This is a genomic window from Halolamina sp. CBA1230 (assembly GCF_002025255.2).
GTDB lineage: Archaea > Halobacteriota > Halobacteria > Halobacteriales > Haloferacaceae > Halolamina.
The window spans coordinates 1,098,179-1,120,302 of record NZ_CP054587.1 but is presented as its reverse complement, the minus strand read 5'-3'; the positions used below and the strand labels follow the sequence as shown (position 1 = coordinate 1,120,302).

Annotated in this window: 24 protein-coding genes; 10 read left to right on the top strand and 14 right to left on the bottom strand. The window is 67.8% G+C overall.

The annotated features are described in order from the left end of the window. The first annotated feature begins 3 nt into the window (after nucleotides 1-3). Together dpsA and B4589_RS05705 are read left to right on the top strand one after the other, a co-directional pair. Nucleotides 4-576, top strand: coding sequence for a DNA starvation/stationary phase protection protein DpsA (gene dpsA, locus B4589_RS05710; RefSeq protein ID WP_079233363.1), 573 nt, complete (start codon nucleotides 4-6; stop codon nucleotides 574-576). Further along, nucleotides 573-1,118, top strand: a complete 546-nt coding sequence (locus B4589_RS05705; protein ID WP_079233362.1) for a ferritin-like domain-containing protein — start codon at nucleotides 573-575, stop codon at nucleotides 1,116-1,118. Before dpsA ends, B4589_RS05705 begins: the two co-directional genes overlap by 4 nt. Here B4589_RS05705 and B4589_RS05700 read toward each other — a convergent pair. Next, a complete protein-coding gene (locus tag B4589_RS05700) occupies nucleotides 1,115-1,267 on the bottom strand; it encodes a hypothetical protein (RefSeq protein WP_158081145.1) in 153 nt (50 codons plus the stop codon). The genes B4589_RS05705 and B4589_RS05700 overlap by 4 nt on opposite strands. 103 nt (nucleotides 1,268-1,370) lie before the next feature. Between B4589_RS05700 and B4589_RS05695 the strand changes: the two genes are divergently transcribed. Together B4589_RS05695 and B4589_RS05690 are read left to right on the top strand one after the other, a co-directional pair. Beyond that, entirely contained in the window at nucleotides 1,371-2,006 is a 636-nt protein-coding gene (locus B4589_RS05695) for an IS6 family transposase (RefSeq protein WP_079233187.1), read from the top strand. A gap of 169 nt (nucleotides 2,007-2,175) precedes the next feature. Continuing rightward, entirely contained in the window at nucleotides 2,176-2,859 is a 684-nt protein-coding gene (locus B4589_RS05690) for a haloacid dehalogenase type II (RefSeq protein WP_079233361.1), read from the top strand. Nucleotides 2,860-2,886: 27 nt separating this feature from the next. Here the strand turns inward: B4589_RS05690 and B4589_RS05685 are convergent, their stop codons facing one another. Beyond that, a complete protein-coding gene (locus B4589_RS05685; RefSeq protein WP_079233360.1) occupies nucleotides 2,887-3,498 on the bottom strand; it encodes a TetR/AcrR family transcriptional regulator in 612 nt (203 codons plus the stop codon). A gap of 41 nt (nucleotides 3,499-3,539) precedes the next feature. Then, entirely contained in the window at nucleotides 3,540-3,989 is a 450-nt protein-coding gene (locus B4589_RS05680) for a hypothetical protein (protein WP_079233359.1), read from the bottom strand. Between the two features lie 160 nt (nucleotides 3,990-4,149). Between B4589_RS05680 and B4589_RS05675 the strand changes: the two genes are divergently transcribed. Then, nucleotides 4,150-7,632 (top strand): MMPL family transporter, encoded by a 3,483-nt coding sequence (locus B4589_RS05675; RefSeq protein ID WP_079235179.1) that lies wholly within the window; start codon nucleotides 4,150-4,152, stop codon nucleotides 7,630-7,632. Continuing rightward, nucleotides 7,632-8,378: a TrmB family transcriptional regulator gene (locus B4589_RS05670; RefSeq protein ID WP_079233358.1), complete on the top strand. Its 747-nt coding sequence runs from the start codon at nucleotides 7,632-7,634 to the stop codon at nucleotides 8,376-8,378. Before B4589_RS05675 ends, B4589_RS05670 begins: the two co-directional genes overlap by 1 nt. Before the next feature lie 264 nt (nucleotides 8,379-8,642). Here the strand turns inward: B4589_RS05670 and B4589_RS05665 are convergent, their stop codons facing one another. From B4589_RS05665 to B4589_RS05630, 8 genes are all read right to left on the bottom strand, one after another. Next, a complete protein-coding gene (locus tag B4589_RS05665) occupies nucleotides 8,643-9,137 on the bottom strand; it encodes a hypothetical protein (RefSeq protein WP_143414277.1) in 495 nt (164 codons plus the stop codon). A gap of 228 nt (nucleotides 9,138-9,365) precedes the next feature. Further along, nucleotides 9,366-10,379, bottom strand: a complete 1,014-nt coding sequence (locus B4589_RS05660; RefSeq protein ID WP_079233357.1) for a 3-oxoacyl-ACP synthase — start codon at nucleotides 10,377-10,379, stop codon at nucleotides 9,366-9,368. Nucleotides 10,380-10,407: 28 nt separating this feature from the next. Further along, complete coding sequence (locus tag B4589_RS05655) at nucleotides 10,408-11,508, bottom strand: branched-chain amino acid ABC transporter permease (RefSeq protein ID WP_394353852.1); 1,101 nt, start codon at nucleotides 11,506-11,508, stop codon at nucleotides 10,408-10,410. A gap of 223 nt (nucleotides 11,509-11,731) precedes the next feature. Beyond that, entirely contained in the window at nucleotides 11,732-12,745 is a 1,014-nt protein-coding gene (locus tag B4589_RS05650) for a branched-chain amino acid ABC transporter permease (protein WP_079233356.1), read from the bottom strand. After that, the gene (locus B4589_RS05645) at nucleotides 12,742-13,440 is read right to left on the bottom strand and encodes an ABC transporter ATP-binding protein (protein WP_079233355.1); all 699 of its coding nucleotides are present in this window, start codon (nucleotides 13,438-13,440) and stop codon (nucleotides 12,742-12,744) included. The genes B4589_RS05650 and B4589_RS05645 overlap by 4 nt, the downstream gene beginning before the upstream one ends. Continuing rightward, entirely contained in the window at nucleotides 13,437-14,237 is an 801-nt protein-coding gene (locus B4589_RS05640) for an ABC transporter ATP-binding protein (protein WP_079233354.1), read from the bottom strand. The genes B4589_RS05645 and B4589_RS05640 overlap by 4 nt, the downstream gene beginning before the upstream one ends. Beyond that, the gene (locus tag B4589_RS05635) at nucleotides 14,238-15,578 is read right to left on the bottom strand and encodes an ABC transporter substrate-binding protein (RefSeq protein WP_079233353.1); all 1,341 of its coding nucleotides are present in this window, start codon (nucleotides 15,576-15,578) and stop codon (nucleotides 14,238-14,240) included. A 77-nt stretch (nucleotides 15,579-15,655) separates the two neighbouring features. Then, on the bottom strand, nucleotides 15,656-16,357 hold the full coding sequence (locus B4589_RS05630; protein ID WP_079233352.1) for a helix-turn-helix domain-containing protein: 702 nt from the start codon (nucleotides 16,355-16,357) through the stop codon (nucleotides 15,656-15,658). Between the two features lie 121 nt (nucleotides 16,358-16,478). Here B4589_RS05630 and B4589_RS05625 point away from each other — a divergent pair, with 121 nt between their 5' ends. Genes B4589_RS05625 through B4589_RS05615 form a run of 3 tightly spaced genes read left to right on the top strand, consistent with a single transcriptional unit; the run spans nucleotide 16,479 to nucleotide 18,113 of the window. Further along, a complete protein-coding gene (locus B4589_RS05625; protein WP_079233351.1) occupies nucleotides 16,479-17,339 on the top strand; it encodes an SDR family oxidoreductase in 861 nt (286 codons plus the stop codon). Between the two features lie 47 nt (nucleotides 17,340-17,386). Further along, nucleotides 17,387-17,632, top strand: coding sequence for a UPF0175 family protein (locus tag B4589_RS05620; protein WP_079233350.1), 246 nt, complete (start codon nucleotides 17,387-17,389; stop codon nucleotides 17,630-17,632). Continuing rightward, on the top strand, nucleotides 17,622-18,113 hold the full coding sequence (locus B4589_RS05615) for a DUF3368 domain-containing protein (RefSeq protein WP_079233349.1): 492 nt from the start codon (nucleotides 17,622-17,624) through the stop codon (nucleotides 18,111-18,113). The genes B4589_RS05620 and B4589_RS05615 overlap by 11 nt, the downstream gene beginning before the upstream one ends. 352 nt (nucleotides 18,114-18,465) lie before the next feature. Here the strand turns inward: B4589_RS05615 and B4589_RS05610 are convergent, their stop codons facing one another. Together B4589_RS05610 and B4589_RS05605 are read right to left on the bottom strand one after the other, a co-directional pair. Then, complete coding sequence (locus tag B4589_RS05610; RefSeq protein WP_079233348.1) at nucleotides 18,466-20,067, bottom strand: AMP-binding protein; 1,602 nt, start codon at nucleotides 20,065-20,067, stop codon at nucleotides 18,466-18,468. After that, nucleotides 20,060-20,866, bottom strand: a complete 807-nt coding sequence (locus tag B4589_RS05605; protein WP_079233347.1) for an alpha/beta fold hydrolase — start codon at nucleotides 20,864-20,866, stop codon at nucleotides 20,060-20,062. Before B4589_RS05605 ends, B4589_RS05610 begins: the two co-directional genes overlap by 8 nt. Before the next feature lie 88 nt (nucleotides 20,867-20,954). Between B4589_RS05605 and B4589_RS05600 the strand changes: the two genes are divergently transcribed. Beyond that, entirely contained in the window at nucleotides 20,955-21,365 is a 411-nt protein-coding gene (locus B4589_RS05600; RefSeq protein ID WP_079233346.1) for a MaoC family dehydratase, read from the top strand. Between the two features lie 15 nt (nucleotides 21,366-21,380). On the opposite strand, the gene B4589_RS05595 is transcribed toward B4589_RS05600, so the two are convergent. Then, nucleotides 21,381-22,004 (bottom strand): class I SAM-dependent methyltransferase, encoded by a 624-nt coding sequence (locus B4589_RS05595; RefSeq protein ID WP_079233345.1) that lies wholly within the window; start codon nucleotides 22,002-22,004, stop codon nucleotides 21,381-21,383. Nucleotides 22,005-22,124: the final 120 nt, after the last annotated feature.

Below are 22,124 nucleotides of genomic sequence, written 5' to 3'. Positions count from 1 at the left end.
CCCGTGTCCGAACCCAAACGCGGACGGCTCGTCCGCGACCTGCCGGACGGGACCGTCCGACAGGAACAGGGGTCGATCGACGAGAACGCGGTCCGGATCGACCTCGAGGAGGCCGCCGAGATGGTGGAGGCGCTGAACGCCGTCCACGCGGGGACGTTCAACCTCTTCTATCTCGTGCGGAAACACTACTGGAGCGCCGAGGGCGCCGAGTCCGGCGAGGTCGCCGAGTTCCTCGGCGACGCCTACCAGCGCCTCCGCGAGATCGACGACGGGGTCGCCAACCGTATCACGGAGATCGGCGGCGTCCCGGTCAGCACGCCGCCGGAGATCCAGGAGTACGCGCCCGTCCACCTCGAAGCCGAGCATCTGTACAGCCTGCGTGCCTCGCTCGAGGGTGATCTGGACGCGTACGCGACGCTCGCGGTGAGTTTCCGGGAGGCGATCGACACCGCCGCCGATATCGGCGACGAGGCGAGCCGCGAACTGCTGGAGGACCGCCTCGAGACGCTCGAGGACGACGCCCACACGATCGAGCGCTTCGTCGAGGACGACTCGCTCGTGGAGGTGGCGCCATGAGTGCGCCCCATCTCCGCCGCCCGGCCGACGAGGAACTGCGCCGCGAGTGGGGCACCGTCGGCGACAACGAGGTCCGCCTCGACCCCGAGGCGGCCGCCGCGGTGATCGAGGACGTGAACCGCTGCCTGTCGGGGCTGTACATCCTGTTCAACCAGCTCCGCAAACGCTACTGGACCGTCGAAGGCGCGGAGTCCCGGCAGATCGAACAGCGGTGGGAGGCACAGGCCGACCGGCTCAGCGATCTGACCGACGAGCTCGCGATCCGCGTCCACGCGCTGGGCGGCGTCCCGGTCAACGGACCGATGGGTATCCGCGAGCACGCGCCGATGCGGATCGAGGGTGGCGACGTGTACGCGCTGCGCGACGGGCTCTCGAGCGACCTCGACGGCTACGCCACGCTCGCGGTGACGTTCCGCGAGGCGATCGAGACCGCCCGCGAGGTCGGCGACGAGCGCACCGCAGAAGAGCTGGAAGAGGGACTACTCACCATCGAACAGGACGCCCACACCGTCGAGCGCTACCTCGCTGACGACAGCCTCTAGGGGCGGATATCGACCGTCAGATCCGTCGAGATCCAGCCGTCCTCGTTCCCCTCCTCGGTGAACACGGTTCGTTCAGTGGAGAGATAGCGAGCGTTCACGGCTGGTGGGTCGCCGGTCTCGACCTCCTCGATCTGCTCCTTCGTCGGCATTAGTAGAGTTTAGGGATACCTAAAGAGAAAAAGCTTCGGGTAGCGCGAGGGGCGGTGTTCAGATAAGGATGAAGAGTGAGGCGGGACGATCTTTGAGTGGTTCATGCTCGAAATCGCCCGCCTCAACGGAGGTAGCGACTGCTTCGAGTTAGATTTTCTGGAGCGAGAGGCGACACCCGAGCCCGCGATGAAGCTCGGTATCCGGCTCCATCTGGCTGGACTATCACTTTCGGATACCATCTCGGTTCTCGATATGTTGGGTGTCGAACGGTGTCGCACGACCGTTCACAACTGGGTGCAGAAGGCCGATCTACAGCCCCTCGACGGTGCGAACCCGGATCACGTCGCGGTTGACGAAACCGTGATCCAACTCAACGACGAACGGTTCTGGCTGTACGCGGCAGTCGATCCTGCAACGAACCGCTTCCTGCACGTCAAGCTCTCTACAACGAGAAATCAAGCGATTACCGAGATATTCCTCGCTGAACTCCGCGACAAACATCTCGTTGATGACGCACTCTTTCTCGTCGATTCTGCAGCCTGGTTGAAAGCTGCACTCCATCGACACGGCCTCGATTACAGATACGAGAAACACGGTAATCGGAACAGCGTCGAACGTGTCTTCCGAGAACTAAAACGACGAACCAACCAGTTCTCAAACTGTTTCAGTCACGCCGAACCAAACACCGTCGAAAATTGGTTTCAAGCGTTCGCCTTCGCATGGAACCAGCTTATCTGAACACTACCGCGCGAGGCGGGAAAACGCCGAGTGGAACGAGGCGGCAAACCGCCTCGAAACGTGAGGCGGTGAGCGGAGCGAACCGCCGAGCGGGTGGTGCGGTCTGTGGCGGTCCGGCACTCGCCGCTGCCGGCAGCCCTATGGCCGCGCCGACCCCAGCTACGGGCAGATGTCGTTCGACCCCGACCGTGTCACGACCGTCACGTTCGACTCCTACAGCACGCTCGTCGACGTCGACGCCGCCGAGCGGGCGCTCGCGGAGCGGGTGGCCGATCCCGAGCCGGTGTCGCGGCTGTGGCGCTCGCGGTCGCTTGCGTACACGTTCGTCGCCAACGCGGTCGACGCCTACCAGCCGTTCTACGAGATGAACCGCGACGCGCTCCAGTACGCGCTCGACGCGCACGGCGCCGACGTGACGACCGAAGAACGCGACGAGATCCTCGCGGTGTACCACGAACTCGACGTGTTCGACGACGTTCGCGACGGGATCGAACGCCTCCACGACGGCGGCTACGACACGTACGTCGTCTCGAACGGCAACCCCGAGATGCTCGACTCGATGGTCGAACACGCCGGGATCGGCGACCTGATCGCGGACACGATCAGCGCCGACGAGGTGGAGACGTTCAAGCCCGACGCGGAGATCTACCGCCACGCCGCCGCCCGGACCGGCACGCCGATCGACCAGATCGCCCACGCCACCGCGGGCTGGTTCGACGTGCTCGGCGCGCGCCACGCGGGGATGCAGGGCGTGTGGGTCGACCGGAAAGGCGACCCGTGGGACGGGTTCGCCGGCGACCCGGACCTGACCGCCGACGGGATCCACGAACTGGCCGACGAGCTCGGGGTCTGAGCGACGGACGCGGAGCCGACGGCCCGTTCAGTCGTCGGCCAGCAGCACGCGGTCGACGTACGCCTCGAGCTCGTCGCGGGTGGCCGACGCTGCCGTGTCGTCGCCGCCGGTCACGCGGCGGGTCATCGCGCCGGCGACGGTCGTGCTGATGAACTCCGCGACGGGTTCGGGATCGACCTCGCGGAAGGCGCCGGACTCGATGCCGTCCTCGACGATGTCGGCGAGCTGGTCGCGGAACACGCGGTCGTGCTCGGCGAACTGCTCGCGGTAGCGCTCGTCGTGGGCCGCCTGCGCCCGGAGTTCGACCATCGCGGCGGTGAACCCGCGGTGTTCCTCGGGTAGCGAGGGCGGGAGGACGCCGTCGAGGATCCTCTCGAGGCGATCGACCGCGTCGCCGTCGGCCGTCTCGGGCAGCGACGCCTCGTGTTCCTCGAGCATGAACTGGAGGAAGGCGAGCAGCAGTTCGTCCTTGTCGTCGTAGTGGTGGTACAGCAGCGACTTGCTCTTCTCGAAGGCCTCGCCGATGCGCTGGATCGTCAGCCCGGCGTAACCGTGCTCACACAGCGCCAGATACGTCGCCCGCATGATCGACTCCCGGGTGGTCTCGGGGTCGGCCAGGAACGGTGGTGTCTCCCCCATGGTGAACGAGTGTTCAGCCGCGAGAATAGGGGTGTCGGTCCTCAGTCCGACTCCGACGACGTGAACTCGGTCGTACACCAGTGACAGAAGTCGAGGTCGGCGTCGACCTCCTTCCCGCAGTTGGGACAGCTGACCGTGTCCGGGTCGTCCTCGGAGACGACCGGCACGTCGACGTCCGCCGGCACGCGGTCGGCTGGCGACGCGTCGTCGTTCCGATCCCGGTTCCGGTAGGCGAGCAGGAACGCGTCGAACGCGCCGGCGAACTGGACGGCCATCGTGGGGAACAGCTCCGAACTGTCCGCCATCGCCTCGCCGGCACCCATCGCCGCCAGCGTCCCGTCGGGGACGAACGCGACCGTGACGACGAACGCCAACGCGAGCCAGCCGAACCCGCGCAGCCAGCGCCGCAGGTAGAACTGCCCGAACCCGGTCGCGACCGTTCCCAGCAGGCCGGCCAGATACGGCCGGAGTCGTTCCGGAACCAACGCCATACGCTGCCCCAACGCCCGGCCGGGGAAAGCGCTTCCGTCTGCCCCCGACCGCCGGGGTTGAACGACCGTTCAACGAAGTCGGAAGCGTTAACCCCGGTCTGTTAGTACGAGAGTACAGACAGATGACTGGCAACCGGGTCGGAGCCGCGCGGAGGTGCGGATGAGAGGGGTCGACACCGTCGTCGACGCCGTGATGGACCACAGCAAGGTGGTCATCGCGGTGATGCTGGTGCTCACCGTCGCCATCGGCAGCGGCGCAGCGATGGTCGAGCAGACGTCCTCGCTCGACCAGTTCCAGACCGACTCGCCGGAGGGCGAGGCGCTGGACTACGCCGAGGAGAACTTCTCGACCGGCGACGAAAACACCACGACCGCGCAGGTGATCCAGCGCGACGACGACGTCCTCGACGAGGGGTCGCTCGTGGGGATGCTGGAGTACCAGCAGACGCTCCACGACAACGAGACGACCAACGCGACGCTTTCGGGCGATCGACCGACCTCCAGCATCGCGAACGTGATCGCGATCGCCGCGATCAGCGCCGAGGAGGGGGAGGACGTCCAGCAGACCGCCGCCGAACTCGAGACGCTCAACGAGAGCGTCAGCGAGGAGCGCGCGGCGATCGAGCAGCGCAACGAGACGCTGAGCCGAACCGCTGAACTGCTTCGTGAGTCGCTGACGACGCTCCGGCAGAACCCCGACGCGAGCGTCGAGGCCGAGTTCGCGGACGTGCGCGCGGACACGACCGTCGAACTCGACGACGAGGACGCCGCGACGTTCGAGCGCGCCGCCGAGCAGCTCCGGAACGCACAGTCCGAGGCGGCGGCGCAGGAGGCGTACCAGCTCGGCACACAGGGCGTGCTGGAGGATCAGTACGCCGCGCTCCAGAACCGCTCCGAGGCGCTCCAGGCGGACGCCGACCGCCTGCAGGAGCTGGCTGACGAGCTCGAAACCGAGCAACAGCAGTACGAGAACGCCGAAAACGCGACGCTCGAGGAGCAGCAGGAGCAGCTCCGCTCGATGAACGAGTCGGAGATCCACGACACGATCGGCACCGTGCTCGGCGAGGACGCCGGCGGGAACGGCGGCGACGGGCCCGGGACGTTCGCCCTGATGCCGACCGACTACGACCCCGGCTCCACCGAGGCCGACGCGACGATGCTGATCGTGACGATGGAGGGCGAGGGCTCCGCCTCGCAGGGGACCGCGGGTGAGGACGTGACCGACGCCCAGTTGGCTATGCAGGAGCTGGCCGACCAGGCCGACGGCGGGGAGTACCTCGTCTTCGGCGCCGGCATCATCTTCCACGAGATCAACAACTCGATGACCGATAGCCTGCTGATCGTCGGGCCGCTGGCGATCATCTTCGTGCTGATCGCCCTGGCGGTCGCCTACCGCGACGTGCTCGACATCCTGCTGGGGCTGTTCGGCATCGGCGCCGTGCTCGCGTGGACGTTCGGCTTCATGGGCTGGGCGGACATCGCGTTCAACCAGATCTTCATCGCCGTCCCGGTGCTGCTGATCGGGCTGAGCATCGACTACGCGATCCACATCTTCATGCGCCACCGGGAGGAGCGCGGGAACGGTGGCGAGAGCGCCCCCCGCAGCTCGATGCGGACCGCGCTCGTCGGCGTCGGGATCGCGCTGATCTACGTCACGGCGACGACCGTGATCGGCTTCCTGTCGAACGTCACCAGCCCGGTGCCGCCGATCCGGGAGTTCGGCATCGTGAGCGCGGCGGGGATCGTCGCGGCGCTGCTGGTGTTCGGCCTGCTGATCCCAGCGATGAAGGTCGAACTCGACGAGTTCCTGGAAGCCCGCGGGATCGACCGCCGGAAGCCGGCGTTCGGCACCGGCGGCGGCGCGTTCTCGTCGGTGCTCTCCGTCGGCGCCACCGCGGCGCGCAAGAGCCCGTACCTCGTGATCGTGCTGGCACTGGTTCTCAGCGCCGGCGGGGGGTACGGCGCGACACAGGTCGACACCTCCTTCGAGCAGTCGGACTTCATCGCGGAGGACCCCGCGGACTGGATGAAGGACCTACCCGAGCCGTTCGCGCCGAGCGAGTACACCGCGAAGTCGAACCTCGAGTACGTCAACGAGAACTTCCTGCGGCAGGACTCGCAGGCACAGATTCTGATACGCCCCGACGGCGGTGATCTCACCGACGACGACGTGCTCCAGCGCGTCGCCGACGCCGAGGAGACGGCGGCCGAGCACGACAACGTGACACAGACGCTCTCGAACGGCGAACCGCGGATCGAGAGCCCGCTGTCGGTGATGGAAGCCGTCGCCGCGGAGAACGACTCCTTCGCCGAGGAGTTCGCGGCCGCGGACACGGACGACGACGGCGTCCCCGACCGAAACCTCGGCGCGCTGTACGACGAGCTGTTCGAGGTCGCGCCCGACCGTGCGTCGGACGTGATCAACCGGGAGGACGGCGAGTACACCGCGATGCGGATCGTCGTCTCGATCCAGGGCGGCGCGAACGGCGACGCCGTCACCGAGTCGATGCGCGACGTGGCCGACGAGGTCGACGGCGAGGGGCTGGACGCCACCGCGACGGGGAGCGCGGTCCTGAACAAGATCGTCCAAGACCAGCTGCTCGAGACCGTCGTCGAGAGTCTGATCATCACGCTGGTGGCGACGTTCGTGTTCCTCATGATCGCCTACCGGATCACGGAGGGCAGCGCGAGCCTGGGGGCGGTGACGCTGCTCCCGGTCGCGTTCAGCGTGACGTGGATCCTCGGCACGATGCATCTGCTGGAGATCCCGTTCAACGTGATCACGGGGATGATCACCAGCCTCACCGTCGGGCTGGGGGTGGCGTACAGCATCCACCTCTCCGAGCGGTACAACCAGGAGCTGGAACGCACCGGCGAGATTTGGACCGCGATGGAGCGGGCGGTCACCGGCACCGGCGGCGCGCTGCTGGGGTCGGCTGCCACGACGGTCGGCGGGTTCGGCGTGCTGATCTTCGCGATCCTGCCGCCGCTGCAGCAGTTCGGCCAGATCACCGGGCTGACGATCATCTACGCGTTCCTCGCGAGCGTGCTGGTGCTGCCCTCGCTGCTCGCGGTCTGGACGCGATACGTCGGCCCGGACGGCGTGTTCCCCGCGCCGGACGAGGACGACGACGATAGTGCGGCGGGCACCGTGCCGGGCGAGGGGCCCCGCGCCGAACGCCGCTTCGACCGCTCGGTCGTCGGCCCCGGCGGCACGGTCACAGTGACCGTCGAGACCGGCGGCGTCGACGGCCGTACGGTACTGTCCGAGCGCGTCGACGGCCGTTCGGCCGTCGCGTCCGCGACGCCCGAACCGGAACGGGCGGTCGCGACCGACGGCGTGGTCTCGGCAGCGTTCGACGGCGAGAACCCGACGCTCCAGTACACGACTACGGTGCCCGAGGACGCCACGGACGGCGACACGTTCGGCTTCGACGGCGTGATCGTCGTCGACGGCGAGAGCCACAAGACGGCCGGCGACCGCGAGGTCGAGGTCGTGACCGACGTGTTCGAGCGCGTCACCGCCGCGGGCTCGGTGACGGCGGCGGACCTCGCGGACGCCTACGAGAGCTTCGAGCACGAGGAGCTCACCGAGGCACAGCTCAGTCGGATCGAACAGGCCTGGACCCGCGAGGAGGAGTGATGGACGACGCCGACGCCGCGAACGCGCTGACCGAACTCGGGCTCTCGACGTACGCGGCCCGGACGTTCGTCGGCCTCCAGAAGATCGGCGTCGCCAGCGCGAGCGAGGTCGCACAGGTGACGGAGGTGCCCAGGTCGCAGGTGTACGGCGCGACGGACGAGTTGGAGGGCCTGGGACTGATCGACGTCCAAGAGGGTTCGCCCACTCGCTACCGCCCGGTTCCCGTCGACGAGGCCCGGGAACTGCTGTACGACCGGCTGAAGTCGGCCGCCGAGGACGCGTTCGACCACCTGGAGACGGTCCGCGGCCAGCAGGCTCCCTCCGACGACCGCGAGGCGATCTGGACCACGGAGGGGCGGGAGAACGTCACGGCCCGCATCACCTCGCTGGTCGCGGGCGCCGAGCACGAGGTGCTGTTCGCGACGAGCAACCTGGCGCTGCTGACCGGCGACGTGGCCGACGCGCTCGTCGACGCCGCGAGCGAGCGCGTCGACGTGACCGTCGCCAGCGCCGACGCCGAGGTGCGTGCGGCCGCGAGCGACGCGGGACTGTCCGTGATCGACGTCGAGGACGCGGCGCCGGAGCTCAGCGTGGGTCGCGTGCTGCTGGTCGACGGCGACACCGTGCTGCTGAGCGTGCAGCCGACCGACGAGATGCCGACTGTCGCCGACGAGTCGGCGTTCTGGAGCGACGGGACGGGGTTTGCGCGCGTGCTGGCGGCAGTGATCCGGCAGGCGTTCGTCTGAACCTTTTTAGGGGGCCTCCCTCCTTCACTCGCGGATGCTGTTCAGGGAAACAGGTTCTGTGAGCCGCTATCGCGTAAACGCACGATAGATTCTGAAGCCCTAGTAGAGAGCGATGCTGTACACGTGAGATCAGGAGCCACCACGTGGCCGTGAAAAGCGGCTCGCTGAATATAGAGTGTGCAGCCAGCGACAGGAGTGGCTCCCATGCGCTACCAACTGACTGAAAGGGATGTTAGGGAGAAACGGAATCGCGTCTTTGAATTGTTAAACAGAGGTGGTACCGACGCGGTCAAGTCTCGATTCGGCGGAGTCTAATGCGCCGTCGAGCATCTCCGACCAATCTCGCCGACCGAATCCAACATTCTCCAACGAGAACCCGCTCTCATCGTTATTCGCGCTCACACTCCTCCCTTCTTTCGATGCGTTGACTTCAACCCGCTTGTTTGCGGTTAACCCCCGTGTTGAGCCCGTTGTTCGGTAGATCCCCTGTTCATCCAGAAATTCGATACGAACGTTTGCGTATCCGCCTTCCAGCGCAACGATTTGAAACGAGAAATCTCTCGTTCTGGCGTTCTCTTTGAGGTTCTCGATTGCTCCATCCATCGCCGTATCTCCCGACCATCGGCTCGTCCCGATACCCTGTACATGTCGGCCGTCGCCCGTTATTCCCGTTGCAACTGCGATATTCTTCTTCGTGAGCCTCCATATCTGACTACTATACACCACTGAAACGTCTCGAACGTCTAACTCCCCCGCCATTGGTACACCCCGTTGAGCCTCTGGCTGAAGGTGCTCATTGTTAACTCACCACATGAAAACTCTGGAGTACGTTAATAAAAAGATTTTTCCAGGTTGCTGTCACTATTGGGGCTCTCCACTCTCCTACCGGTTGGTCGTCTCCGGGGTTGACCAATCACTGTTTACGCACGAGCGACGTCGCAGGCGTTTCGACGGAAGATTCGGCTAAAACCGAGCGATGACCGACCCTCAGTCGACCCAGCGCAGCACACTCGCCGCCCAGGTGTACCCCGTCCCCGCCGCCAGGAACAGCACCACGTCGCCGTCCTCCACCAGCCCGCGTTCCAGCCCCTCGTCCAGCGCGAGCACCTGGTCGACGCTCTGGACGTGGCCGTACTCGTCGAGGTAATGGTGGCCGTCGCCGACGCCCAGTTCGTCGGTGAGGTACTCGTGGAACGAGCGCTTCATGTGGGTGAGCGCGACGAAGTCGATATCCTCCCGGGTCAGCCCCGATTCGGCGAGCGCGTCGTCGGCGACGGCAAGGAAGTTCGCGAGGCTCACCTCGCCCAGCCGCTCCTTCATCCCGTCGGGGTCGGGCACCGTCAGCGTGTGCAGCCCCTCGTCGACGGTCGTCGCGCTGGGCGGGAGCTCGGAGCCGCCGGCGGGCATGATCACGTCCCGCGAGAACGAGCCGTCGGTTTTCGCGGCGTGGCCGTGGACCGTCGCGAGCGCGCGCTCGCCGGCGCCGCGTTCGAGCACGGTCGCACACGCCCCCGAACCGAAGTTGAACATGAACGAGGCGTCCGCGTCGGTGTAGTCCACGAGGTCCTCCTCGCGGCTGGCGCCCACGAGCAGCGCCGTCCCCACGTCGCCGGCTTCGATCTGTGCGGCGACCTGCCGGAGCGCGATCGGCTGGCCGGCACAGAGCGAGTAGCTCTCGGTTGCGTAGGCGTTCTCGGCGCCGAGTCGGTCGGCGATGTCCGCGGCGGCCGACCAGACGACGTGGTCCTTGTACTCCGAGCCGTGGTACAGCACCAGCTCCACGTCGGTGGCGTCGACCCCGGCGTCGGCGAGCGCGTCGCGGGCCGCGGCGACGCCCATGTCGGTGGCGTGGTCGTCGTCGGACGGGCAGACGTGTTTCTCGGCGACGCCCATCTTCTCGACGACCACGTCCTCGGGGATCCCCGAGCGGTCGGCGATCTCCTCGCCCGTGATGGTTTCCTGCGGTACGTCGCGGCCGTAGCCGGTGAGTGAGACGGTCATTGCGTTGCAGTCGAAAGCCCCCGACCGATCAGTCGCGGCGGTACCGGTCGAGGTAGTCCGGGAGCTGTTTCGCGACCGTGCCGCCGAGGCGGTCACGGACGGTGCCGAGCAGGCCGTTCGGGACGTACAGCACGAACAGCACGAAGATCACGCCGACGTAGAGGCTGGCGTGGCCGTTGAGGAACGTCTCGATTGCGCCGCCAACCGTGAGCCCGCCCACGAGGTCGGCCTCGATCACGCCCGCCGGCAGGTGTTCCCGGAGGTACGGCAGTAGCCCGCCGCCGGACCCCCGCTTCGAGAGGAACTCCCGGACGGTCTCGTCGAACAGCCGGCCGTACAGCGGCCCGGCGAGCGTGCCGAACCCGCCGATGATCGACGCCAGCAGCGCGTCGCCGGTGACGAGGAAGTACATCGAGTTGTCGGGGGCGACCGAGCGCCGGAAGCCGGCGAACAGCCCGCCCGCGATCGCGGCGAAGAAGCCGCTGATCGCGAACGCCGCCAGCTTGAACCGGAACGGGTCGTAGCCGACCGCCTCGGCGCGCTCCTCGTTCTCGCGGATCGCCAGCAGCACCGTACCGAACGGGGAGTGGATCAGCCGCTGCATCGCGAGGTAGCAGCCCAGCACCACCAGCCCGACCATGTAGTACGACACCTCGGTCCCGCCGAGTTCGACGAACAGTAGGTCGATGCTGTCGCCGGTCAGTCGGCCGATCGCGAGGTTGAGCGCGTCGATCCCGGGAACCCCGATGTCGAAGCCGCCGGGGTGCATCTCCGTCGACACCGCGGCGCCGTCCTGTGGGTTCTCGCTCACGTAGTCCCAGCCGCGGACGAACACGTACGCGACCTGGGCGAACCCGAGCGTGATCATCGCGAAATACACCCCCGAGAGCCGGAAGGAGAGCGCGCCGATCGCCAGCGCGACGACGACCGCGAGCATCCCCCCGATCAGCAGCAGGAGCATGAACGGCGTCCCCGGCGCGAGCAGCGGCACCTGCCCGTTGGCCGCGAGCACGACGAAGTACGCGCCCGTACCGTAGAAGATCGCGTGGCCGAACGAGAGGTAGCCGGTGTAGCCCGAGACGAAGTCGAACGACATCGCGAACAGGCCGAAGTAGAACACGCCGACCATCGTCTCGACGCGGGGGAGCAGCGTCTCGGCCTCGGTCCCCAGCGGCGACGCGACGAGCAGCGCGTAGACGAACGGGTACAGTGCGAGCGCCCCGACCACGAGCGCGTGGGCGGTGTGCTCGCGGAGGTAGCGGCGCCACCACTCGCCCCCGCTGGCGGCCGCGATGCTGTTCTCCTCGGGCGCGGCCGGGTCGGACTCCTCACCGGCGTCGGCAGCAGGGGAGCTAATGGCCACCCACCTCCTCGACGCCGAACAGTCCCTGTGGCCGCACGATCAGCGTCAGCACGAGCACGAGGAAGATCATCATCTCGGGGAGGCCGGTGAACGTGATCGCGTTCTGGAACCACCAGGTCATCGTCGCGTCGACCATCCCCACGAGCCCGGCCGCGACGACGGTACCCCGGAACGTGCCGAGGCCACCGACGATCACGACGACGAACGCGGGCAGCAGCGTCTCGTGGGCCAGCGGGAGGCTCGCCCCCCAGACGGGGTCCCACATCAGCAGCATGCCGGCGACGCCGGCGACCGCGGAGCCGAGCGCGAACACGGTCGTGAACACGCGGTTCACGTCGATCCCCAGCGCGGCGGTCATCTCGTCGTCCTCGCTGCCGGCCCGGACCACCATCCCGTAGCGGGTCCGGGTGAGGAACAGCCAGACCGCGCCGATGGTGACGACGCCGAAGACGATCTGGAACAGCGCCAGCGGCGCGACCGTCAGGCCGGCGAACTCGATGTTCTCGACCATGAACGCGGGCTTGGTGCCCAGCGCCGCGCGCCAGTCGGTGATCGGCTGGATGCCGTAGAACGCGACCAGGATGCGGGCCGCCTCGTCGAGCACCAGCGCGACCCCGAACGTGAGGAGGATCTGGTAGATCGGCGGGCGGTCGTACAGCTGGCGGATCAACCCCACCTCGACGGCGCCGCCCAGCGCGCCGATCGCGGCGAACACGATCAGCGTGCCGAGTAGGAAGAACAGCACGCGGGCGAGGTCGCCCGTCGCGCTCCCGACCAGCACCACCATCACCAGCCCGCCGAGGTACGCGCCGAGCATGGTGAACGAGCCGTGGGCGAAGTTGAGTACGCCCAGCAGCCCGAACACCAGCGTCAGCCCGCTGGCGATCATCGCGTACAGCGCGGCCTTCGAGAGCCCGTTGACGAACACTTCCGACAGCGTCCCGGGCCGGAGGAACTCCCCCAGCGCGTCGACGAGCAGCGGCGCGAGGACGCTCCCCGTCATGCCGAGAGATGCCTCCTGAGCCGTTCGGAGTCGGTCGACACCTCGTCGGCGTCGCCGCTGTCGACGACGACGCCGTGGTCCAGTACGTAGAACCGGTCCGCGAGGTCGAGCGCCATCGGGAGGTTCTGCTCGACCAGCAGGATCGTCGTCTCGCCGGCGGCCGCCTCGAGCGCGTCGTGGACGGCCTCCACGATCAGCGGCGCGAGCCCCTCGCTGGGCTCGTCGACCAGCAGCAGGTCGTTCCCGCCGACCAGCCCGCGGGCGATGGCGAGCATCTGCTGCTGCCCGCCCGAGAGGTCGCCGGCGTGACGGTCGCTGATCTCCGCGAGGTCGGGGAACGCGTCCCAGGCGAGGTCGAGCCCCGCCTCGACGTCATCCCCCTTCGGGACGGCGATACGGACGTTCTCCTCGACGGTCAGCTGGCTGAACATCCGGCGGTCCTCGGGGATCCAGCCGACGCCGGCGTCGGCGACCTCGTGGGTCTCCTTGCCGACCAGCTCCTCGCCCCGGTAGCGGATCGACCCCTCGCGGGGCGGGGTGAGCTGGAGGATGCTCCGCAGCGTCGTGGTCTTCCCCACGCCGTTGCGGCCCATCAGCGCGACCACCTCGCCCTCCGCCACTTCGAGGTCGACGCCCTCGAGAATGTGGCTCTCGCCGTAGTACGTCTCGACGCCGTCGAGTTCGAGCAGGCTCACGCGCCCGCCACCTCCTCGTCGGTCGAGTCCTCGTCGGTACTGTCCCCGTCACCGTACCCGCCGAGGTACGCCCGCTGTACGTCAGGGTCGCCCCGGACGGCCGCGGGCTCGTCGTCGGCGATGACGGCGCCCTGGTTCAGCACGACGATGCGGTCGGAGACGTTCATCACGATGTCCATGTTGTGCTCGACCAGCAGCACCGCGTGGTCGGTCGCCACGTCGGCGATCAGGTCGATGATGTCGTCGACGCTCTCGCTGGAGACGCCCGCGTTGGGCTCGTCGAGCAGCAGCACGTCGGGATCGCCCGCGAGCGCGATACCGACCTCCAGTTGGCGTTTCTCGCCGTGGGAGAGCGCTCTCGCCGGGCGTTCGGCCAGCGCGTCCAGGCCGACGCGGTCCAGGATGCGGTGGGCCTCCTCGACGTGCTCCTCGAACGTCGCGGTGTTGCGCCACCCCCGCCAGGCGTTCTCGCCGGCGGCCTGTGCGGCCACGCGGACGTTCTCGAGCACAGTCCGCTCGGGGAACACGTTCGTTATCTGGTACGACCGGTGGACCCCCGCCTGTGCGACCTCGGCCGGGGTGGCGCCGGTGAGCGACTCCCACCCGCCGTCCCGGCGGAGTTCGATCTCGCCGTCCGAAGGCTCGAGCGCGCCGGTCAGCAGGTCGAAGAACGTCGTCTTGCCGGCGCCGTTGGGGCCGATCAGCGAGCAGAGCTCCCCCTCGCGGAGCCGGAAGTCGACGTCGTCGACGGCGGTGAGGCCGCCGAAGTTCTTGGTCAGTCCGGCGGTGCGGAGCATCTACAGCGAGCAGTTCATCCCCGGCGCGTCGGCGGGGATCGTGGTCTCATCCTTGTCGATCGTCGCCAGCGGCTCGCCGGGCTGGATCGCCGCACCCCAGCTGTCGCTCCACTCGTCGCTGGTGGGTGCGAGGTTGGCGACCGTCATCGCCGAGCGGGCCTGGTTGTTGTACTCCTGGAACGTGTAGCCGTCCTCGCCTTTCGGCGTGTCCGTGACGGTCATGCCCCGGAGCGCCTCCGCCACGTCGGCGCCGCCCGTGGAGCCCGAGGCGTCGACCGCCTGGACGATCGCGGAGGCGGCGGTGAACGTCCCCGAGGAGAACAGGTCCGGCACCACGCCGTAGGCGTCGGTGTACGTCTCGACGAACGAGCTGTTGATCTCGTTGTCGTACTGGTTCCAGTGGTAGCGGGTCGTGAACGGGCCGAGCCCGGAGTTGTCGAGCTTCTCCTGGGTGAGGGGTTCGCCGAGCGCCTGCTGGAGCGTCTGTCCCACCACGTTGCTGGTGACTCGCGTCGCGAGGCCACCGAACACCGAGTAGCTGTAGTCGCCCTGCAGGTAGGACGTGAACATCTGCGGGAGCGTCGAGACCGTGAAGCCGCCGACGACGCCGTCGGCGCCCGCGTCCTCGGCGTTCTGGAGCAGGCCGTCCCACTCGCTGTACCCCTGCGGGACGAACCGTTTGTCGAGGATCTCGACGCCGTTGTTCGAGAGCACCTGCTCGTAGTTGTTGACGACCGCGCGGCCGAAGGAGTAGTCGGCGCCGAACAGGTACACAGACGAGATGTCGGTCTCGTTGGCGACGTACTGGCCGCCCGAGCGGGCGTCCATCGCCGTGTTCTCGGAGGCCCGGAACACGATATCCGAACAGGTCCCCTCGTTCGAGGAGATCCCTGCCGACGCCGCGGGTCCGGCCATGAACGGCACGTCCGCGGTGTCGACGACGGTGTCGATCACACGGGTGGCCGCGCTGGAGGAGGCGGTGCCGAACAGCATGTCGACGTCCTCGTTCTCCACGAGGTCGGTCGCCGCCGACTGGGCGGTGTCGGCGCTGAACCCCGTGTCGCGCACGATCAGTTCGTACTCGGTGTCGCCGACGGTGGCGGTGTGGGTCCCGGTGCTCGCCTCCCCGATCGGGTCACTGTCGCCCTTGTACGCCAGCCCGGAGAAAAAGCCCCACAGCGCCTGGTCGCCGTAGTAGCTCAGGTCGCCCGACAGGGGCTGGAGCACGCCGATGCTCATGCCGCTCCCGCCACTCAGTGCGTCTGTACAGCCAGCGAGTCCGGCGACGCCGGCTACCCCCGTCGCTCGGAGCAGCCCCCGCCGCGATAGCTTTCGCGCCATGTCCTCATTGTGGGGCTCTCTCCCACCATGTAGTGGGAGGTTAATATGTAAAACCCGGACCGCCCGCAGAAGGATCGCTACTCCAGGTCCTCGATCGCGTCGACGGCGCGGGCGATGAGCTTCCGCTCCGCGCGGCGGAGGTTCTTCGACGCTGCGGGCTTGGAGACGTCGAACTCGTCGGCCAGATCGCCCAGCGTCGCACCCCGCGGGCTCTCGAAGTAGCCGCCGTCGACCGCGGTCTCGAGCGTCTCGCGCTCGGTCTCGGAGAGCTCCCGGCAGCCGTCGATCAGCGTCATCGCCGCGCCGGCGTTGCTCATGAGTTCGGAGATCTCCGGGATGCTGGTGTCCTGGCGGGAGAGCACCGAGAAATCGTTGTTGCGCTCGAGCCCGGCGAGCGCGCCGTCGGCGAGCCCGTGGTTGTCGAAGCCGACGTGCCACGTCTCGCGGCCGTCCTCGATGTAGAACGGGCCGGTGACGTAGCCGTCGTTCTGCCGGATCGTGCTCATCGCGCTGGTCTCCTGGATCGTCGTCCGGATGCGGGCCGCGCCGTCGCGCTTGGCGAGCAGGTCGAACCCCTCCATCCCCCGATGCTCACGCAGCATCGACAGCCCCTGATCGAGCTCGTGGCGGTCCGGCGCCTCCACGACCATTCGCGTCTCGAGCTTCTCCGCCGCAGGGTTGAACTCCCAGTAGGAGGCGGCGAAGCTCAGCTCGGCGTCGTCGGTCGTGTCGATGAACGGGCAGTCGTACTGCCGCATATCGAGTGCGATGTCGATCATGGACGTCGGTACTGTACCATCATGAACGATTCACGGGTTCCGTGTTAAGGGTTTCCGTGGGGAGGCGGGGTTCATACCTGAACCCGCCCTTATTGGGTGGTCCGGGGACAGCCCTACGTCTATGACCGACGACCCCGCCCCGGGCACCGACGGCCCGGACCTCACCGCCGCGAACGTCCTCGACGTCGACGACGACCGCTACGCCGCCGACTCGGTCGCGCTCGTGACCGGCGCGGCGTCGGGGATCGGCCACGCCGTCGCGGTCGCGCTCGCGGCCAACGGCTGCACCGTCGCCGCGACGGACGTGGACGCCGACGGGCTCGCCGGCACCGTCGACCGCGCGGCGGAGTTCGACGCCGACGGCGCGGTCCACACGATCGAAGGGGACCTGACCGACGACAGCGACATCGAACGGATCGTCGAGACCGCGGCCGACTACGGCGACCTGCGCTTCCTCGCGAACGTCGCCGGCCTGCAGCACGTCGCGTCGATCGAGGAGTTCCCGGCCGAGCAGTACGACCTGATGCAAGCGGTGATGCTCCGCGCGCCCACGCTGCTGGCCAAGCACGCGTTCCCGCACATCCACGAGGCGGGCGGCGGCGCCGTCGGCAACATGGCGTCGGTCCACGGTCACTACACCACGAGCGACAAGGTGGCGTACAACGTCTGCAAGTTCGGGCTCCGCGGGCTCACGCAGTCCCTCGCCGCGGAGGGGGAGGGAACCGTCCGGGCGTTCTCGGTCTCGACGGGGTACGTCTCGACGCCGCTGGTGACGGGCCAGATCCCGGAGACGGCCGAGCAGCGCGGCCTCACGGAGCAGGAGGTCGTCGAGGACGTGATGCTCGGCCAGTCACGGACGAAACGGATGATGAGCCCCGTCGAGGTGGCGAACCTGTTCGTGTTCGGCTTCTCGCGGCACGCGAAACACCTCAACGGCGGGGATCTGCTGTTCGACGGCGGGATGGTGGGGACGTACGAGTAGCTGATTCGGCCAAACGCTCAAGAATTAGCGCGGCCAACCGTTCGGTAATGGCCACCATCGAGATCGACGACGAGGTGTACGACGCACTCCAGATCCCCGAGCGCGAGCGGTCCGCGGCGGTGAAACAGGAGCTCGCCGTGTCGCTCTACGTCCGTGACGCGCTCTCGTTCGGGAAGGCGCGCGCCCTCGCGGACCTCTCCAAGCGGGAGTTCCACGACCTCCTCGGGGAGCGGGGCATCCCACGTCATTACACGGAGGCGGAGCTCGCTGAGGATATCGAGTATGCCGAGTAGGGATCTCGTCGTCTCCAACACCTCTCCGCTGCTGAACCTCTCGCTCATCGGCCGACTCGATCTTCTCGAATCGCAGTTCTCCGGATTGACGATCCCGGAGCAGGTCTGGTCGGAACTCACGGACGGTGAAGACGGGCTGGACTCCCTTCGTGAACTCCGAGAAAGCGAGTTTCTGCGGACTGTCGAAGTCGAACGGTCTGACCTGTTCGTCGAACTCTTCCAGAGGCTGGATCTGGGTGAGGCAGCAGCGATCTGCTACGCGATCGAGCAGGACGCGGATCTCGTTCTGCTCGACGAGAAGGAAGGTAGAAAGGTGGCCCGGCGGCACGACCTCAGCATGGCTGGTGTCGTCGGCATCCTACTCAAAGCAGCAAACGCCGACGAGATCGACCTGAAAACGGAACTCGACGCGCTCCGCGAGGCAGGGTTCTGGATAGCGGACGACTTGTACGAGAGGGCGCTGAAGGAAGTCGGAAACTGATCGATTGCTTCGCTGCCGGTGGCCGATACGGTCCGTTTCCCGAGTGTTGTCTGTGGAACTCGTAGTAGATACAGATACCTTCTTTTGCATTCGACCCAAAAGAAACCTGATGGCCGACTCTTGGATTCCCGCCCTCGTCGGGCTCGTGGCACTCGTTATCGGCGTTGGACTTGTCGTCGTTGGTTGGGGTTACCCCGTTACGACCTGTTGGGGTGGGCAGGGGATGGAACCGTCCTGCTCGACGAACTACGCCGACTCGATTACTGCAATCACCCTTCTGGCTGGTGGAGTAGCTGGCGTCGTCTTCGGAAGTCGGAGACTCTGGAAACTCCGGTAGATCCGCACAGACTACTTACTCCGACTCCCCGAACCGCTCGTCCACCGCGCTCCGGTCGATCTTCGACGGCCCGGAGGTCGGCATCTCCTCGACGAACGCCAGCGCTTTCGGGTGTTTGAACGACGCCAGCCGACCATCCAAGAACTCCGTCAGCTCCGAGAGCGTCAGCGACTCGTCGCCGACGACCACCGCCTTCCCCACCTCGCCCCACGTCTCGTCGGGGATCGGGATCACGACCGCCTCGTCGACCTCGGGGTGGTCGGTGAGCGCGTTCTCCACCTCGGCGGGGTAGACGTTCTCGCCGCCGGAGACGAACATGTTCTTCTTCCGGCCCTCGATGGAGTAGTACCCCGCCTCGTCGACGCGCACGAGGTCGCCCGTGGAGACCCAACCGTGGTCGGCGTCGCCCGTCGCGCCGAAGGTGCCGCGTGTCTCCGAGTCGTTCGCCCAGTAGCGATCAGCCGCGTGCGGGGAGGCGAGTTCGAGTTCGCCGACCTCGCCCTGCTCGACCTCCTCGCCCGAATCGTCGACCACGCGGGCGTCGACGTGCATCGCCGGCACGCCGACGCTATCAGCCTTCTCGCGGGGCCAGCCGTCGGGCATCGTGAAGTTGTTCGGCCCGCACTCGGTCAGCCCGTACCCCTGCGAGAGGTCGACGCCGCGGTCCCACCACGCCCGCAGCACCGCGTCGCGGCACGGGCCACCGCCCGATTTCGCGAAGCGGAGCGTCGAGAGGTCCGTAGTCTCCCAGTCGTCGTGTTCGGTCATCATCCGCAGCACCGCGGGCACCGCGACGAGCACCGAGGCGTTCGTCTCCTCGACGAGGTGGAGCACTTCGCCGGGGTCGAACTCCCGGGCGATCACGACCGTCCCGCCCATGTGGAACAGCGGGAGCGTGAGCACGTTCCAGCCGCCGGTGTGGAACATCGGGAACACCATCGGCGTGGTGTCGTCCTCGCGCAGCCCCCACGCCGTGATCGTGTTGAATGAGTTCCAGAGCAGGCCGCCGTGGGTCAGCACGGTCTCCTTCGGGGTGCCGGTCGAGCCGCCGGTGTGGAGGAACAGCGCCGGGTCGTCCATCGCGAGGTCGGCCGTCTCGACGGGGGAGTCGTCCGCCGGGCGCTCCTCGAGGAGGGAGGGGTGGTCGTCCACGTCGTCCCGTTCGTCCTCCGCCGCGGGCAGCGCGTGAACCGTCGTTCCCACGTCGACGCGGGCGAGCGCGTCCTCGACGGGCTCGACGAACGGTGCCTCGACGACGAGCAGTTCCGGGTCGACGTTGAGGAGCAGTTCGCCGAGTTCCCGCGCGGCGAGTCGGTGCGAGAGCGGCGCGAGCACGCCCCCGGTTTTCCCGCAGGCGAAAAAGAGGTCCACCAGCGCTGGGCGGTTCCGTGAGACGACCGCGACGCGCCCGCCCTCGGCGACGCCGTGGTCGCGGAGCAGCCGCGCGGTCCGGTTCGCGCGGGCGTCGAGGTCGGCGTACGTGAACTCCCGGCCGGTCGTGTCGTCGACGAGCCCCACGCGGTCGGGCGAGAGCTCCGCCCGTTTCTCGCTCCACGCGCCGACCCAGTCGTACGGGCGGGAGCTGTGGCCGTGGACCGGCGAGAACCCCTCAGGCATGCGAATCGAGGAAGCTCCGGAGCCGGTCGGTGACGGCGTCGGCCTGCTCGACGAAGAAGAGGTGCGGGCCGCCCTCGAACAGTTCGAGCTCCGCGTGGGGGAGTCGGTCCGCGAGCGCGTGGGCGTTCTCGACGGGCAGCACCTCGTCGTCGGTGCCGTGCATGAGCAGCGTCGGGAGCGTCAGGTCGTCGAGCTCCGCGGCGGCGTCGAACGCCTGCACAGCAGCAGCCTGAGCGTTCCGCCCGGCCTCGCTCGCGTCGGAGTCCAGCCGCCAGTCGACGATGTCCTCGAGCAGGTCCGGGCTCGCCTCGGCGAACCCGTCGGAGATCGCGGGCGTCATCTTGTACCGGATCTCCTCGCGCTCGTCGGCGTCTTCGGGCACGTCGAACATGAACGCCTGCGTCTCCGGCGGGACCGGCACCGCGTCCTCGCCGCCGTGGGAGGTACAGAGCAGTGCCAGCGACTCGGCGCGGTCGTAGTCGAGCGCGTAGCGCTGGGCGATCATCCCGCCCATGCTCGCGCCGACGACGTGGGCCGACTCGACGCCGGCGTCGTCGAGCACCGCGTCGAGGTCGCCCGCCATTTCGGCGATCGTGTACGGCCCCTCCGGGCAGTCGGACTCCCCGGTCCCGCGGTTGTCGAACACGATCGTGTCGTACGCTTCCGAGAGGGGGTCGCGCTGGAACTGCCACATCCATCGCCCGTACCCGAGCCCTTCGACGAAGGCCACCGTCGGCGCGTCGCGCGGCCCCTCGCGGTCGTAGGCCAGCGCCACGTCGCCGTTGTGTGCGGTCGGCATACCCGGCAGATGTCGCTCCCGGGCTATCAAGGCCCGTATTCACATGTGAACCGGGGCAGCTACGGTGCCGCCGGGACTCCGTCGGGGTATGCCCGTTGCGACCGTCGGCGACGATGCCGAAGTACAGCGCGACGTGACCGAGGAGACGATCCGGGAGTACGCCGACCTCACCGGCGACGAGAACCCGCTCCACACCGACACCGAGTACGCCGCGGAGGGCTTCTTCGGCGGGATCGTCGCCCACGGGATGCTCGGTGCGGGGCTGATCAGCGCCGCGCTCGCATCGCTCCCGGGCGACATCGTCTATCTCTCGCAGGACCTCGCGTTCGAGGCGCCGGTACGCCCCGGCGACACGGTGCGGGCGAGCGTGGCGGTCGTCGAGGAGCTGGGCGACGACCGCGTGCGCGTCGAGACGGTCGCCGAAGCTGTCGACGGGGACGGCGCGAAAACGGTGATCGACGGCGAGGCGGTGGTGCTGTCCGTTCAGCACGGCGAATAGACGCCCCGCTGCCGGTCAAGGACGGCGGAACGCCCGCAGCCGATCCCGGCGCTCGCTCGACTCCGAGAGGAGCTGGGCGAACCCGCGCTCCTCGAAGATGGCTTTCCAGTCGCGGTGGTACAGCGGGAACTCGTCGTTGACGTAGGAGACGTCGGCGTCCTCACGGGCGCCCGCGCCGCGGGCGGACTCGTTCTCGACGGTGATCAGCAGGTCGTCGGTCACGCGAGCCACCTCGTCGAACGCCGTCTCGGCGTCGTCGGGGTGGATGTGCTGGAGCGTCTCGACGGTGTACACCGCGTCGAACGCGCCGTCGTCGAACTCCGGCAGGATCTCGGTGGCGTCGCCGACGTGGAACGTCGCGTCCGCGGCGAGGTCGGGGTACTCCTCGCGGAGCACGTCGATGGCGTCGGCGTTGAGTTCGATCCCGTGGAGGTTCTCGAACCCGCCGTCGTGGAGGTGGGCGAGGTGGCGGCCGGAGCTACAACCGATCTCCAGGACGCGCGCCTCGTGGTCGAGGAAGTGTTCGAGCAGCTCCCGGACTGACTCGCTGGCCTCGTTCGGGCCCTTGTGGGCGTAGTACGTCGGCGAGAACTCGCCGGTCCGCTCGGCCCACTCCTCGCGTACGTCCTCTGGGTTCACTGCCCGGGGCTCGGGCGTCGGCGAGTAAAGGCCCGTCGGCACGCAGCCGTCGGACCGACGGTTTGCCGGAACAGGCCGACAACTCCGCGAGATTTCCCCGGGACGGACCGAAGGGGTTAA

What these genes read in the sequence shown, in the direction of transcription:
- B4589_RS05705 (WP_079233362.1), top strand. Translation starts at nt 573, where the DNA reads ATGAGTGCGCCCCATCTCCGCCGCCCGGCCGACGAGGAACTGCGCCGC.
- B4589_RS05700 (WP_158081145.1), bottom strand. Translation starts at nt 1,267, where the DNA reads ATGCCGACGAAGGAGCAGATCGAGGAGGTCGAGACCGGCGACCCACCA.
- B4589_RS05695 (WP_079233187.1), top strand. Translation starts at nt 1,371, where the DNA reads ATGCTCGAAATCGCCCGCCTCAACGGAGGTAGCGACTGCTTCGAGTTA.
- B4589_RS05690 (WP_079233361.1), top strand. Translation starts at nt 2,176, where the DNA reads ATGTCGTTCGACCCCGACCGTGTCACGACCGTCACGTTCGACTCCTAC.
- B4589_RS05685 (WP_079233360.1), bottom strand. Translation starts at nt 3,498, where the DNA reads ATGGGGGAGACACCACCGTTCCTGGCCGACCCCGAGACCACCCGGGAG.
- B4589_RS05680 (WP_079233359.1), bottom strand. Translation starts at nt 3,989, where the DNA reads ATGGCGTTGGTTCCGGAACGACTCCGGCCGTATCTGGCCGGCCTGCTG.
- B4589_RS05675 (WP_079235179.1), top strand. Translation starts at nt 4,150, where the DNA reads ATGAGAGGGGTCGACACCGTCGTCGACGCCGTGATGGACCACAGCAAG.
- B4589_RS05670 (WP_079233358.1), top strand. Translation starts at nt 7,632, where the DNA reads ATGGACGACGCCGACGCCGCGAACGCGCTGACCGAACTCGGGCTCTCG.
- B4589_RS05665 (WP_143414277.1), bottom strand. Translation starts at nt 9,137, where the DNA reads ATGGCGGGGGAGTTAGACGTTCGAGACGTTTCAGTGGTGTATAGTAGT.
- B4589_RS05660 (WP_079233357.1), bottom strand. Translation starts at nt 10,379, where the DNA reads ATGACCGTCTCACTCACCGGCTACGGCCGCGACGTACCGCAGGAAACC.
- B4589_RS05655 (WP_394353852.1), bottom strand. Translation starts at nt 11,508, where the DNA reads ATGGTCGGCGTGTTCTACTTCGGCCTGTTCGCGATGTCGTTCGACTTC.
- B4589_RS05650 (WP_079233356.1), bottom strand. Translation starts at nt 12,745, where the DNA reads ATGACGGGGAGCGTCCTCGCGCCGCTGCTCGTCGACGCGCTGGGGGAG.
- B4589_RS05640 (WP_079233354.1), bottom strand. Translation starts at nt 14,237, where the DNA reads ATGCTCCGCACCGCCGGACTGACCAAGAACTTCGGCGGCCTCACCGCC.
- B4589_RS05635 (WP_079233353.1), bottom strand. Translation starts at nt 15,578, where the DNA reads ATGGCGCGAAAGCTATCGCGGCGGGGGCTGCTCCGAGCGACGGGGGTA.
- B4589_RS05630 (WP_079233352.1), bottom strand. Translation starts at nt 16,357, where the DNA reads ATGATCGACATCGCACTCGATATGCGGCAGTACGACTGCCCGTTCATC.
- B4589_RS05625 (WP_079233351.1), top strand. Translation starts at nt 16,479, where the DNA reads ATGACCGACGACCCCGCCCCGGGCACCGACGGCCCGGACCTCACCGCC.
- B4589_RS05620 (WP_079233350.1), top strand. Translation starts at nt 17,387, where the DNA reads ATGGCCACCATCGAGATCGACGACGAGGTGTACGACGCACTCCAGATC.
- B4589_RS05615 (WP_079233349.1), top strand. Translation starts at nt 17,622, where the DNA reads ATGCCGAGTAGGGATCTCGTCGTCTCCAACACCTCTCCGCTGCTGAAC.
- B4589_RS05610 (WP_079233348.1), bottom strand. Translation starts at nt 20,067, where the DNA reads ATGCCTGAGGGGTTCTCGCCGGTCCACGGCCACAGCTCCCGCCCGTAC.
- B4589_RS05605 (WP_079233347.1), bottom strand. Translation starts at nt 20,866, where the DNA reads ATGCCGACCGCACACAACGGCGACGTGGCGCTGGCCTACGACCGCGAG.
- B4589_RS05600 (WP_079233346.1), top strand. Translation starts at nt 20,955, where the DNA reads ATGCCCGTTGCGACCGTCGGCGACGATGCCGAAGTACAGCGCGACGTG.